General features: G+C 71.7%; 9 protein-coding genes. 5 read left to right on the top strand and 4 right to left on the bottom strand.

The window, feature by feature from the left end:
- Window positions 1-100: 100 nt before the first annotated feature.
- The 3 genes from KZ813_RS09920 to KZ813_RS09910 all read right to left on the bottom strand — a co-directional run bounded on the left by KZ813_RS09920 (window position 101) and on the right by KZ813_RS09910 (window position 5238).
- Complete coding sequence (locus KZ813_RS09920) at window positions 101-817, bottom strand: DsbA family protein (protein WP_308461850.1); 717 nt, start codon at window positions 815-817, stop codon at window positions 101-103.
- Window positions 814-2196: a M48 family metalloprotease gene (locus KZ813_RS09915; RefSeq protein ID WP_308461849.1), complete on the bottom strand. Its 1383-nt coding sequence runs from the start codon at window positions 2194-2196 to the stop codon at window positions 814-816. The genes KZ813_RS09920 and KZ813_RS09915 overlap by 4 nt, the downstream gene beginning before the upstream one ends.
- A 354-nt stretch (window positions 2197-2550) precedes the next feature.
- Window positions 2551-5238, bottom strand: coding sequence for an Rne/Rng family ribonuclease (locus KZ813_RS09910; RefSeq protein WP_219754872.1), 2688 nt, complete (start codon window positions 5236-5238; stop codon window positions 2551-2553).
- Between the two features lie 435 nt (window positions 5239-5673).
- Here KZ813_RS09910 and KZ813_RS09905 point away from each other — a divergent pair, with 435 nt between their 5' ends.
- From KZ813_RS09905 to thyA, 5 genes are all read left to right on the top strand, one after another.
- Complete coding sequence (locus KZ813_RS09905; RefSeq protein WP_219754815.1) at window positions 5674-6630, top strand: N-acetylmuramoyl-L-alanine amidase family protein; 957 nt, start codon at window positions 5674-5676, stop codon at window positions 6628-6630.
- 69 nt (window positions 6631-6699) lie between these two features.
- Window positions 6700-9201: a penicillin-binding protein 1A gene (locus tag KZ813_RS09900; protein WP_219754814.1), complete on the top strand. Its 2502-nt coding sequence runs from the start codon at window positions 6700-6702 to the stop codon at window positions 9199-9201.
- A gap of 122 nt (window positions 9202-9323) precedes the next feature.
- Window positions 9324-10451: a peptide chain release factor 2 gene (prfB, locus tag KZ813_RS09895; RefSeq protein ID WP_219754813.1), complete on the top strand. Its 1128-nt coding sequence runs from the start codon at window positions 9324-9326 to the stop codon at window positions 10449-10451.
- Entirely contained in the window at window positions 10452-11195 is a 744-nt protein-coding gene (locus KZ813_RS09890; RefSeq protein WP_219754812.1) for a class I SAM-dependent methyltransferase, read from the top strand. It begins immediately after the preceding gene.
- A 133-nt stretch (window positions 11196-11328) separates the two neighbouring features.
- A complete protein-coding gene (gene thyA / locus KZ813_RS09885) occupies window positions 11329-12225 on the top strand; it encodes a thymidylate synthase (RefSeq protein WP_219754811.1) in 897 nt (298 codons plus the stop codon).
- Window positions 12226-12286: 61 nt separating this feature from the next.
- On the opposite strand, the gene KZ813_RS09880 is transcribed toward thyA, so the two are convergent.
- The gene (locus KZ813_RS09880) at window positions 12287-13642 is read right to left on the bottom strand and encodes a dihydrolipoyl dehydrogenase (RefSeq protein WP_219754810.1); all 1356 of its coding nucleotides are present in this window, start codon (window positions 13640-13642) and stop codon (window positions 12287-12289) included.
- Between the last annotated feature and the right edge of the window lie 39 nt (window positions 13643-13681).

Here is a 13681-nt window from a genome sequence, read left to right as displayed (position 1 = left end):
GTCTGGATCCCCGCCTGCGCGGGGATGACGGTGGTAGGCGTGGGTGGGTGAGAGGGTCGATGAGGATGACCCGATCGGTCGTGAGGCTCCGATGGGAAGCCTAGGATACCCGCGCCTTGGCGATCGCGTCCCTGAGCCGCTCGATCGGCAGCGCGCCCGACAGCAGCTCGTCGCCCACCACCCAGCTCGGCGTGCCGGTGATGCCGAGCTTCTGCGCCAGCTCCAGGTTGGCGCGGATCGTCGAGTCGGCGTCGGCGGGGAGCTTGGCCAGGTCGACCCCGCTCGCCCTCGCCGCCGCCGCGATCGTCGCCGCGCTCACCGGCCCGGCGGCGTAGAGCGCGTCGTGGAACGGCTTGAAGCGCCCCTGTGCCGCCGCGGCCAGCGCCGCGCGCGCCGCCAGCCGGCTGCTGTCAGCGAGCACCGGCAGTTCCTTGAACACCACGCGCAGGTTCTTGTCCTCGGCGACGAGCTGCTCGATCGTCGCCAGGCTGGCGCGACAGAAGCCGCAGTTATAGTCGTAATATTCGACCAGCGTGACGTCGCCCTTGGGGTTGCCGATCCAGGCGCCGGCATAGGGCTCCTCGATCGCGCCGCGCGACGCCGCGATCGCGCGCGAGGCGTCCTTCGCCTGCAGGCGCTCGATCGCCTGGGGGATGATCTCGGGGTTGGCGAGGACATAGTCGCGCACCACGCGCTCGATGCGGATTCGGTCGCCGTCGGCGAGCGGGGCGGGGGCGACGCGCCCGGCGAGCCACATGCCGGCCGCGCCGAAGAGTGCGCCCAGCACCACCATGCCGAGCAGCCACAGTCTGTTCACCGTCGCTTCTTCCTGTTCTTGTCGAGCCCGTCCTGCGACGTCATGGCGATGTCCTGCGCGCGGATCCAGTCGGGCGTGTTCTTGGGCAGCCCGGCCATGGCGTAGCGCGCGCGGTCGGCGGCGGTGCGGTCGTCGCCCATCATGCTGGCGCGCTCGGCGCTGGCGAGCGCGGCGCGCGGCTCGTCGCCGGTGAGCTCGTAGACGGTGCCGAGCTGGAACCAGGCGAACGGATTCTCGTCGTCGCGCCCCACGGCCGTCTTCAGGATGCGCTTGGCCTCGTCATAATTCTTGGGATCCTCGGTCGCGATCAGCGCGTGGCCGTAGGTGGTCGCGATCAGCGGGTCGGAGCGCGACCCCTCGGTGGCGCGACGCAGCGGCGCGATCGCCAGCTTGGGCTTGCCGGCCTCGAGCAGGATCTGGCCCATGATCTCCTGGAAATAGGGGTCGTTGGGCTCCTTGGCGACCAGCGCCTCGGCCTCGGCGTCGGCTTTGTCGGGATAGCCGGCGCGATGATAGGCATAGGCGCGCGCGTAATGCGCGTAGACCGTCTGGTCGCTGTCCGGATATTTCTGCAGCGCCTGCGCGGGCGGCAGCAGATAGCCGTCGAGCTTGGCGCGGATCCGCTTGAACCGCTCCTCCATCGCCGGATCGAGCGGCTTCTTCCACGCCGGCGAGCCCTGCAGGTCGGCGGTCATCGTCTGGATGCGCGTGCCCGACAGCGGGTGCGACTGCATGAACGGATCGATGTTCTTGGTACCGTAGCGGTATTCCTGCTGCTGCAGCTTCTTGAAGAACTCCAGCATGCCGCGCCCGGTGATGCCCGCGGTGTTGAGATAGCGCACCGCCGAGGCGTCCGCGGTCGATTCCTGCACGCGGGAGAAGGCGAGATACTTGCCCATCGCGGCCTGCTGGCCGGCGGAGAGGATGCCCGCCCCCGCCTCGCCGCCGCCCGCCGCCATCGCGGCCAGCCCGAGCACCATCGAGAGCAGGTAGATCCCCATCGCTGGGCGCTGGCCCTCGCTGCTGGTGATCACGTGGCCGTCGGCGATATGGCCGAGCTCGTGCGCGATCACGCCCTGCACCTGATTGGCGGTGTCCGCCGCCTGGATCAGCCCGGAGTGGACGTACACGGTCTGGCCGCCGACGACGAAGGCGTTGATCGAATCGTCGTTGATCAGCGCGATCTGCACGTCGCGCGGGCGCAGACCGGCGGCGGTGACGAGCGGCGCCGACATGTCGCGGAGCAGCGCCTCGGTCTCGGCGTCGCGCAGGATCGACTGCGCGTGCGCGGGCTGGGCGAGGAGGAGGATCGCGGTCGCGGCGGCGGCGACGAGGCGACGCCACGCACGGACGGGGGCGAGCGACGTGCGCGCCCGCACCCACCTGCCGTCATCCCGGACGTGCTCCGGGATCCACCGCGCCGCGTTCCCCCCGGTCGGCGAAGGCGCGCATGTCTGGGCTCCGGAGCGGCTCGGGAGTGATGGGGAGGGACGAACGCCCGATGCAAACGGTCCAGCCGCGCGAGCGAGCGGCCGAAACGATCGGCTCCGCCGCGCGCGGCCCTGGGTTCCTGCGTGCGCAGGAACACGGCGGCTGTCGGTGGCAGACGTCACGACGACGCTCTCCTCACGATCGTCCGGGAGGGGCGGCGCCGGGAGGAGCATCGATGAGGTCATGCGCCGGGCGTCCTGCCGCGGTCCCACTGAACCGCGGCTGAAGCCCGGCGCACGACGTCAGGCGCCGAAGGTGCGCTGCCACCAGCCGCGACGCGGCGTGGCCTCGCCGTCGGCGGTCGCGGCTTCCGCCTCGGCGTCGGGCTCGGGCGCCGCGGCCGCCTCCGGCTCGGCCGCGGCGGGTGCCTCGGCGACGGGCGCCGCGTCGGCCTTCTTGCGGCGCGTGCGCTTCGGCTTGGCGGGGGGCTCGACCGCCTCGGGCTCGTCCGCGTCGGGCGCGGGCAGGCCGTCGTTGACCGGGCCGGCGTCGGCCGCCTCGGCGATCGGCTCGACCGCCTTCTTGCGACGGGTGCGCTTGGGCTTCGCCGGTGCCTCGTCCGCGGCAGGCGCCGGGGTCGGCGTCTCCGCCTCGGGCTCCTCGGCCTCGACCTCGGCTTCGCTCACCGGCGCGGCCGCGGCGCGCGCGCGCGGGCGACGACGGGTCTTCGGGGCCGGCGCTGGCTCGGGTGCGGTGTCGGCCTCGGGCTCCGCCTCGACGACGTCCGCCACCGGCTCGGCGGTCAGCTCGGCCGGCGCCTCGCCGGGCGCGGCGGCCTCCTCGACCCGGTCACCCTCGCGACGCCGGTTGCGACGACCGCGGCGACGGCGACGGCCGCCCTCGCGCTCGCCTGCCTCGGCCGGTGCCTCGGCGTCGACCTCGACGGTCTCCTCCTCGTCCTCGGCGGACCCGGCGGCCTCGGCGAGCTCCTCCTCGTCCTCGGCCTCTCCGGCCTCGACGTCACCGTCGCTCTCGCCCTCGGGACGCGTGCGACCGCGACGACCGCGACGACGGCGCCGGCGACGATTGCCGCGGCCGCCCTCGTCGTCGCCCTGGTCGGCGCGCGCGCGCGGCTCGGCGGCGGTCTCCTCGACCTCCTCGTCCTCGAACTCCTCCTCGACCTCGTCCTCGATCAGGTCATCCTCCACCTCGACGATGGGGCGGTCGAACTTGGGGGCGTGCGCGGGCGGCGGGCCGTTGGCCTCGACCGACATGCGCGCACCCTCCTGCTCCTCGTCGGGGATGATCTCGACCTGGACGCCGTAGCGGTCCTCGATCTCGGCGATGTCGGCGCGCTTGCGGTTGAGCACGTAGAAGGCCGCCTCCTGGCTGCACCGCAGCGTCAGCAGCGAGCCGCGCCCGCGCGCCGCCTCGTCCTCGATCAGGCGCAGCGCCGAGATCCCCGACGACGAGGCGGTGCGGACGAAGCCGGTGCCCTCGCAGTGCGGGCAGGGGCGGGTGGACGCCTCGAGCACGCCGGTGCGCAGCCGCTGGCGGCTCATCTCCATCAGCCCGAAGCTGGAGATGCGGCCGACCTGGATGCGCGCGCGGTCGTTCTTGAGCGCCTCCTTCATCGCCTTCTCGACCTTCCGGACATTGGAGCCATTGTCCATGTCGATGAAGTCGATGACGACCAGGCCTGCCATGTCGCGCAGCCGCAGCTGGCGCGCGATCTCATGCGCCGCCTCGAGGTTGGTCGCGGTCGCGGTCTGCTCGATATTGTGCTCGCGCGTCGAGCGGCCCGAGTTGATGTCGATCGACACCAGGGCCTCGGTCGGGTTGATGACGAGATAGCCGCCCGACTTCAGCTGCACCACCGGGTGGTACATGGCGGCGAGCTGCTCCTCGACGCCGGCGCGCTGGAACAGCGGCACCGGGTCGCTGTAATGCTTCACCTTCTTGGCGTGGCTCGGCATCAGGAGCCGCATGAACTCCTTGGCCTGGCGATACCCCTCGCCGCCCTCGACGATCACCTCGTCGATGTCCTTGTTGTAGATGTCGCGGATCGCGCGCTTCATCAGGTCGCTGTCGCCGTAGATCAGCGCGGGGGCGCTGCTCGACAGCGTCTTCTCGCGGATCTCGTCCCACAGCCGCGCGAGGTAATCGAAATCGCGCTTGATCTCGGTCTTGGTGCGCTGCAGCCCGGCGGTGCGGACGATGCAGCCCATCGAGGGCGGCAGCGCCAGCTCGGCCATGATCGTCTTCAGCCGCTTGCGATCGCCCGCGTTGGAGATCTTGCGGCTGATCCCGCCGCCGTGCGACGTGTTGGGCATCAGCACGCAATAGCGGCCGGCCAGGCTGAGATAGCTGGTCAGCGCGGCGCCCTTGTTGCCGCGCTCCTCCTTGACGACCTGCACCAGCAGCACCTGGCGGCGGCGGATGACGTCCTGGATCTTGTAGCGGCGGCGCAGCGACATGCGGCGCTGGCGCAGCGCCTCGACCTGGTCGTCGTTGACGCTGGCGCGGCCGCGGCGACGACGCGGCTGGCGCGGCTCGGCGCCGGCGTCGTCCTCGGGCTCGCCCGTCTCCTCGGCGGCGTCGTCGACCGCGTCGTCATGGTCGTGCTCGTCGGAGTCCAGCTCGTCCTCGTCGCCGTCGAACTCGGCGTCGTCGAACGCGTCCTGCTCGGCGCGCAGCGCGGCCTCCTCGGCGGCGTGCTCGGCCTCCTCGCGCAGCAGCGCGTCACGATCCTCCTTGGGGATCTGATAGTAATCGGGGTGAATCTCGCTGAAGGCGAGGAAGCCGTGGCGGTTGCCACCATAATCGACGAACGCCGCCTGGAGCGACGGCTCGACGCGCGTCACCTTGGCGAGATAGATGTTACCCTTGAGCTGCTTGCGCTCGGCGCTCTCGAAATCGAATTCCTCGATCCGGTTACCCTTGACGACGGCGACCCGGGTTTCCTCCCGGTGGCGTGCGTCGATCAGCATACGCATGGTCATTGAACGGTCTCCACGCGCCGCCACGCCCGACAAGGGCGGCGGCGCGACGATAGGGCGCTGCCGGCCGCCCGTGAGGGCCGGCCGCGCGGATGGTGATGGGTGCTGCTGTCGCGTGCCGCGCCGCCCCGCGCGAGGTGCTGGCGGGGCGACCCGCGACCGCGCGACCGCCGGCAGAGGCCGGGCGGGGCAGCGGTCGGGCGGGGTGCGGCATTGCGAGCGTCAACCTGATGACCCGGGGCCGGCGTCGCGCCGGGCGGGCAGTGGCGCCGGAGCTGCGTCGCGCGTGGATCGCGCAACATTCCGGTCATGATCCCGGTAGCATCGCCGAACCGCCGCATCAACCGGCACGATTCACGCCGCTATTTCCTCGCGCGGCCCAGTTCGTTAACCAACGCGTGAGGTTCGGCGCGATAAGGGGCGGGGATGATACCGCGAACGTACCGCACGCCACGGTGGTGCACGGGACAGACGAGGCGCGGCGCCGCGGCGCTGGCGCTCGCCGCGCTGGTGGCGCTCGCGCCGATCGCCGCCGCGACGCCGCGCGACGCCGACGGGGAGGCGCCGTCGCTCGACTTCCTGCCGTGGAAGTCGCGCGCCGACCGCGACGCGCACCGCGCCGGCTACAAGGTGTCCGTCGCCGTGCCGCCCCCCGCGCGCGGTCTGCGCCTGCCCAAGGTGGCCGGCGCCGAGGGGCGGCCGCTGGTGGTGATCGACGCGGGTCATGGCGGGAACGACCCGGGCGCGATCAACCCGCGGGCGGCGCTGCGCGAGAAAGACGTGACGCTCCGGATCGCCAAGGCGATCCGCGACGCGCTGCTCGATGGCGGCCGCGCGCGCGTCGCGCTGACCCGCGACGACGACCGCTACATCCCCTTGCGCGAGCGATTCGGCATCGCGCGGCGGCTGCGTGCCGACCTCTTCATCTCGGTCCACTGTGACAGCGTCGGCGCGGGCACGCCGACCGGCGCCACCGCCTATACGCTCTCCGACATCGCCTCCGACAAGGAGGCCGCGCTGCTCGCCGCGCGAGAGAACAAGTCGGACGTGATCGCGGGTGTCCAGCTCGGGCGCGACGCCGACGTCACCTCGATCCTGATCGACCTCACCCAGCGCGAGACGATGAACGCCTCGGCGGGCTTCGCGCGGCTGCTCGGGCGCGAGGCCAAGCCGCTGATGCCGGTGAAGACCAATTTCCATCGCACCGCCTCGCTGATGGTGCTCAAGGCGCCCGACATGCCCTCCGTGCTGTTCGAGACCGGCTATATCTCGACCCCGGCCGACGCCGCCTTTCTCGACAGCCGCGCCGGCCGCGAGAAGATCGCCGAGACGGTGCGCCGCGCGGTCGAGGTGTATTTCGCGCGCCGGCTGGCGGTGCGCTGACCCCGTCCGGCCGCCGCGCCGCCGCGCGCGGCTTCCCCCGCGCCGCGAACCTGCTAAACGCCGTGCGCGATGGCTTCCGATCCCCTCGATGTGCCCGGAGAAGCGGCCCCGCGCGGCGGCCGCTGGCGCGGGCTGTGGCAGCGCCGGCTGGTGCGCTGGGCGACCTACCTCCTGGCGCTGCTCGTCGTCGCCTTCGGCGTGTTCTGGCTGGTGTTCGCGCGCGACCTGCCCTCGGTCGAGAAGCTCAAGGCCTATGAGCCGCCCTTGCCGACCAACGTGCGCGGCGCCGACGGCGCGCCGGTCTATTCCTACGCGCGCGAGCGCCGCGTCGAGCTGGCCTACAACGAATATCCGCCGCTGCTGGTGAAGGCCTTCCTCGCCGCCGAGGACCGCACCTTCTTCGAGCATCACGGCGTCGACTTCCCCGGCCTCGCCGGCGCGGTGGTCGATTACGCGCGCAAGTTCGGCAGCGGGCAGCGCGCCAAGGGCGGCTCCACCATCACCCAGCAGGTCGCGAAGAACCTGCTGATCGGCAACGCTTACTCGCCGACGCGCAAGATCCGCGAGGCGCTGCTCGCCTATAAGATCGAGGAGACGCTGACCAAGCAGCAGATCATTGAGCTGTACCTCAACCAGATCTTCCTCGGCCGCAACGCCTACGGCGTCGAGGCGGCGGCGCACGCCTATTTCGACAAGGAGCTGGGCGAGCTGACGCTGGGGCAGATGGCCTATCTCGCGATCTTGCCCAAGGGACCGTCCAACTACGACCCGTTCCGCGACACCGATCGTGCGCTGACCCGGCGCAATTACGTGCTGCGCGAGATGGTGCGCAACGGCTTCGTCACGCAGGAGCAGGCGCGCGTCGCCGCGGCCGAGCCGATCGGCGCGATCACGCGGCGCACGCCCAAGTTCGAGCGGGTCGGCGGCTATTTCGTCGAGGAGGTGCGGCGCGAGCTGATCGACAAGTTCGGCGAGACGTCGCAGGACGGGCCGCACAGCGTCTACGCCGGCGGCCTGTGGGTGCGCACCTCGCTCGACAAGCGCATCCAGGGCTTCGCCGCGGAGGCGCTGCGCGACGGCCTGCTGCGCTTCGACCGCGGTCGCGGGTGGTCGGGGCCGCTGCGCCACGTCGATGTGGACGGCGACAATTGGTACGGCGCGCTGCTCAACACCAACATCATGCTCGACTATAGCGACTGGCGCGCGGCGATCGCGATCGCGCGCGACGGGGCGGCGTGGCGGATCGGCTTCGCCGACGGCACCACCGGCGAGCTGCCGCGCGACGCCGCGCAGATGCCGGTGCGCAACGTCGGCGGCGCGGCGTACGACGCGATCGCGCCGGGCGACATCATCGCGGTGGCGCCGGCGGGGCGCAGCTTCGCGCTGCGCTCGGTGCCGAAGATCTCGGGCGGGTTCGTCGTGCAGGAGCCGATGACCGGGCGGATCCTCGCGATGCAGGGCGGCTTCGACTCGAGCGTCCAGTCGTTCAACCGCGCCACCCAGGCGCTGCGCCAGCCCGGCTCGACGATCAAGCCGATCGTCTATTCCGCCGCGCTGGAGAACGGCATGACGCCGGCCTCGATCATCGTCGACGGGCCGTTCTGCGTCTACCAGGGCGCCGCCCTGGGCAACAAATGCTTCCGCAACTTCGGCAACTCGCGCGGCGCGGGGCCGCACACGATGCGCTGGGGCATCGAGCAGTCGCGCAACCTCATGACGGTGCGCACCGCCGCCCAGACCGGCATGGGCAAGGTGGTCAAGCTGATCAAGGCGATGCAGATCGGCGACTATGCGCCGTATCTCAGCTACGCGCTCGGCGCCGGCGAGACCACGGTGGAGAAGATGGTCAACGCCTATGGCGTGCTCGCCAACTGGGGGCGCTGGCATGACCCGACGCTGATCGACTTCGTCCAGGACCGCCGCGGCCAGGTGATCTGGCCCGAGAACTGGCGCGCCTGCGACGGCTGCAACATGCCCGACTGGAACGGCCGCGCCATGCCGCGGCTGCCGGTGCGCGGCCACCAGGTGCTCGACGCGATGAGCGCCTATCAGATGGTCCACATCACCGAGGGCGTGGTCCAGCGCGGCACCGCCACCGCCTTGCGCGACCTGGGGCGGCCGATGTTCGGCAAGACCGGCACCAACAACGGCCCCACGGACGTGTGGTTCATCGGCGGCACGCCGCAGATGATCGCTGGCCTGTATCTCGGCTTCGACACGCCGCGCAGCCTCGGCGGCTACGCGCAGGGCGGCACGGTGGCAGTGCCGGTGTTCAAGGAATGGGCGCAGAAGGCCTATGAGGGCCTGCCGGTGCTGCCGTTCCGCGCGCCCGCGGGCATCCGCATGGTGCGGATCGACCGTGGCTCGGGGCGGCCGGTCTACGGGACCTTCCCGACCGGCAACGACCCGAAGCCCGCGGTGATCTGGGAGGCGTTCAAGCCGCAGAGCGAGGCGCGCCGCGCGCGTCGCACCGCGCCCACCGCCGCGCCGACCGCGGCGCCCAGCGCCGGGACGAGCGGCGCGCCCGCGAGCGACAGCGACTTCTTGCAGAGGCAGGGGGGCATCTACTAAGTCGTCGGGCTGAACATTCTTTCGTCATCCCAGCGTCGGCCGGGATCTCCGGCCACGATGCGATCCCCGTGCCGCGCGAGATTCCGGCGCCTGCTGGATGACGTGACCGCTGGAGATACCCTATGCGCGCCGAAGCGCAGGCTCATGTCGACACCATCAACGCGGCGCTGGCGCTGCTGCGCCAGTCGCTCGACTGGGACCGCGCGCTGCGCCGGCTCGACGAGCTGAACGCGCGCGTCGAGGACCAGTCGCTCTGGAACAACCCGAGGGAAGCGCAGGACGTGATGCGCGAGCGCCGCCGCCTCGACGAGGCGATCGGCGCGACCCGCGCGATCGAGCGCGAGCTGGCCGACACGGTCGAGCTGATCGACATGGCCGACGCCGAGGGCGACGCCGAGATGGCCGACGAGGGCACCACCGCGCTCGCGCAGCTGGCCGAGCGCGCCCAGGCCGACAAGGTCAAGGCGCTGCTCTCGGGCGAGGCCGACGCCAACGACACCTATCTCGAGATCAACGCCGGCGCGGGCGGCACCGAGAGCCAGGACTGGGCCGAGATGCTCCAGCGCATGTACACGCGCTGGGCCGAGCGCCACGGCTACAAGGTGGAGCTGGTCGACTATCACGCCGGCGAGCAGGCCGGGATCAAGTCCGCGACATTGCTCGTGAAGGGCGAGAACGCCTACGGCTATGCCAAGGTGGAATCGGGCGTCCACCGGCTGGTGCGGATCAGCCCCTACGACAGCTCGGCGCGGCGCCACACCAGCTTCTCCAGCGTCTGGGTCTACCCGGTGATCGACGATTCGATCGACATCGAGATCAACGACAGCGAGCTGCGCATCGACACCTATCGTGCCTCGGGTGCGGGCGGCCAGCACATCAACACCACCGACTCGGCGGTGCGCATCACCCATCTGCCGACCGGGATCGTGGTGGCGTGCCAGAACCAGCGCAGCCAGCACAAGAACCGCGCCGAGGCCTATAACCAGCTGCGCGCGCGCCTCTACGAGCACGAGCTGCGCAAGCGCGAGGAGGAGGCCAACGCGGTCAACGCCACCAAGACCGACATCGGCTGGGGCCATCAGATCCGCTCCTACGTGCTCCAACCCTATCAGCTGGTGAAGGACCTGCGCACCGGCGCGACCTCGACCTCGCCCGGCGACGTGCTCGACGGCGACCTCGACACCTTCATGGCCGCCGCGCTGTCGCAGCGCGTCACCGGCGAGAAGGTCGCGGTGGAGGACGTCGACTAAGTGGCGCGCGCGCTCGCCCGCCCGGCGCTGCTCGCCGCCGCGCTGCTGCTCGCCGCGTGCGACGGCACGCAGCCGTTGATCAAGCACGAGCCGAAGCAGCCCGGTCCCTTCCCCGAGGCCGACCGGCCGGTGGCGACGATCGTCTCGTCGCGCTGGTCGACCGAGGAGGCGCGCGATCGGCTCAACGAGGCGAGTCGGGTGATGGACCTGGCCGAGATCCGCAAGGGGATGTCGGTCGCCGACCTGGGCGCGGGCGAGGGCTATTACACCACGCGCCTGGCGAGCCGGGTCGGGGCGGAGGGACGCGTGCTGGCGGAGGACATCGTGCCCGCGGTGCGCGACGCGCTGGCCGAGCGCGTGACCCGCGAGCGGTTGGAGAATGTCAGCGTCCGGCTCGGCATGCCGGCGGACCCGCGGCTGCCCGAGAATAGCTTCGACCGGATCCTGATGGTGCACATGTACCATGAGATCGAGCAGCCCTATGAGTTCCTGTGGCGGATGCGACCGTCGCTGCGGCGCGGCGGGCTGGTGGTGGTGGTCGACGCCAACCGCCCGACGCGCGACCACGGCACCCCGCCGGCGCTGCTGAAGTGCGAGTTCGCGGCGGTCGGTTACGCCCAGGTCGATTTCCGCGAGATGCGCTCGGCGGGCGGCTATTTCTCGACCTTCCGCGCCGCCGGACCGCGCCCCGATCCAGCCGCGATCAGGGCGTGCCGCATCAACGACGAGGCGAAGGCGGGATAGGCGAAGGCCGTACCAGGCCGCCATCGATGCGAGAGCTATCCTCCACCCCGGCGGGCGCGAGGGTGGAGGGGGAGAGCAGAGCATCTCGGCGCGGGAGATGACGCCCGCCCGCGCATCCGCTACCACCCGCCGCATGCCCCATCCCGAACAGCCTTACCTCGACCTGATGGCGCAGGTGCTCGAGCGCGGTGACGAGCGGCTCGATCGCACCGGCGTCGGCACGCGCTCGCTGTTCGGCGCGATGCTGCGCTTCGACCTCGCCGACGGTGCCGCGCCGATCCTCACCACCAAGCGGGTCTATTGGAAGACCGCGGTGAAGGAGATGCTGTGGTTCCTCACCGGCGGCACCAACATCCAGCCGCTGCTGCGCGACAACGTCCGCATCTGGACCGACTGGCCGCTCGACGCCTATCGCCGCGCCACCGGCGAGCCGATCGCGCAGGAGGAGTTCGAGCGCCGCATCGTCGCCGACGACGCCTTCGCGGCGCGCTGGGGCGAGCTCGGGCCGGTCTATGGCAAGCAGTGGCGGCGCTGGCTGGGGGCGGACGGGCGCGAGTACGACCAGATCGCCGACCTTGTCCGCACGCTGCGCGAGAACCCGGCGAGCCGGCGCATGCTGTTCCACGCCTGGAACGTGCCCGAGCTGGGCGCGATGGCGCTGCCGCCGTGCCACATGGTCTATCAATATCACGTCAGCGCGGGCGGGCGGCTCAACTGCCTGCTGTACCAACGCTCGGTCGACCTGCTGCTCGGCGCGCCGTTCAACTTCGTCGGGGCCGCCGCGCTCCAGCTGATGCTGGCGCAGCAGGCCGATCTCACGCCCGGCGAGCTGGTATGGGTTGGCGGCGACGTCCACCTCTATCTCAACCACCTCGAGCAGGCGCGCGAGCAGCTGCGCCGCGTGCCGCGCGCGGTGCCGCGGATGCGCCTCGTGCGCCGGTGCGACACGATCGACGGCTATGACATCGGGGACTTCGTGGTGGAGGGCTATGACCCGCACGGCGCGATCAAGGCCGACGTGGCGGTGTGAGCGCGCGCGGGGCTTATGACGTGCGTTCACCGGCCGGGCGGGCGCTGACCCACGAAGTGGCTCAGTCGTCGGGGCCGAGCAGGTCGCGCGCCGCCGCCTGGAGCAGCTCCTCCACCGTGGGATGATACCACGCCTGGTCGGCGAACGTCGCCACGTCGGTGCCGCGGTCGATCGCCAGCGCCACGAGGTGGCCGAGATGCTCTCCGCTCGGCGCCGCGATCGCCGCGCCGATCAGCCGTCCCTCGGCGTCGCCGTAGAGCCGGACGAGCCCCTGGTCCTCGCCGTCGACGGTGGCGCGGCCGTTGTCGACGACCTTGGCCGCGCCGATCCGCGCGCCCTCGGGCAGCGAGTCGAAGCCGCATCCCACCGACACCAGGTTGGGCTCGGTGAAGGCGATCGCGAACGCGGGTAGCTCGCGCGGCGGCTCGCCCCCGGCGGCGACATCGCCCGCGATCCGGCCACCACGCGCGGCCTCGTGGAGCACCGGGCGCCACGCGCCCGCGTCGCCGGCGACGAAGATCGCGCTGTCGCCGCAGCGGTGCGAGCGCGGGTCGACCTCGGGCGTGCCGTGATCGTCGAGCGCCACTCCGGTGGTCTCCAGCGCCAGTTCGGCCAGGCTGGGCGGGCGTCCGGTCGCGGCGAGGATCAGGTCGACGACGGCCTCGCCTCCGTCCCACGTCAGCCTGGCGCGGCCGTTGTCGGTGGCGGATGCCTCCGCCTCGACACCGAGCGCGAGCGTCATCTCGCGCCCGAGCGCGGCGATCGCGGCCTCGTTGACCTCCGGGTCCTTGAGCCCGCCGACACTCCGCCCGGCGTCGATCACCGTCACTGCCACGCCGAGCCGGGCGAACGCCTGGCCGAGCTCGAGCCCGAGCGGCCCGGCGCCGAGCACCGCGAGCGCGCGCGGCAGCGTCTCGAGCTCGAAGATCGTCTCGTGCGTGCGCACGAGATCGCGCACCGGCTCGAGCAGCTCGGGCATCACGGGGCGGCCTCCGGTCGCGATCACGATCCCGCCGCGCGCGGTGACTCGCGTGTCGCCGACCGTCACCGTGTCGGCGGCGAGGAAGCGCGCGACGCCGTGGATCACGCGGTCGGCCGGGATCGCGTGATAGTCGTCCAGCACCGCCTCGACGAAGCGGTCGCGCTCGGCGCGCACCCGCCGCCACACGCGGGCCGAGTCGATGGTCACCGCGCCGATGTCGACGCCGAACTCCGAAGCCGCGCGCGCCTGATGCGCGGCGCGGCCCGCGGCGATGAGCAGCTTGGAGGGCATGCAGCCGACCCGGGTGCAGGTCGAGCCGCCCGGCCCGCGCTCGACGATCAACGTGTCGGCGCCGCGCGCGGTGGCGGCCTTGTAGGCCTTCAGCCCGGCCGTACCGGCACCCAGGATCAGCACGTCGCAGTCACGCGAGTCCATCGTCATCCTCCACGCGGGGGTTCGGCGTGGATCGGGACG

The organism is Sphingomonas folli (assembly GCF_019429525.1).
In the GTDB taxonomy this organism is placed as follows: Bacteria; Pseudomonadota; Alphaproteobacteria; order Sphingomonadales; family Sphingomonadaceae; genus Sphingomonas; species Sphingomonas folii.
This window is presented reverse-complemented; position numbering and strand designations above follow the sequence as displayed.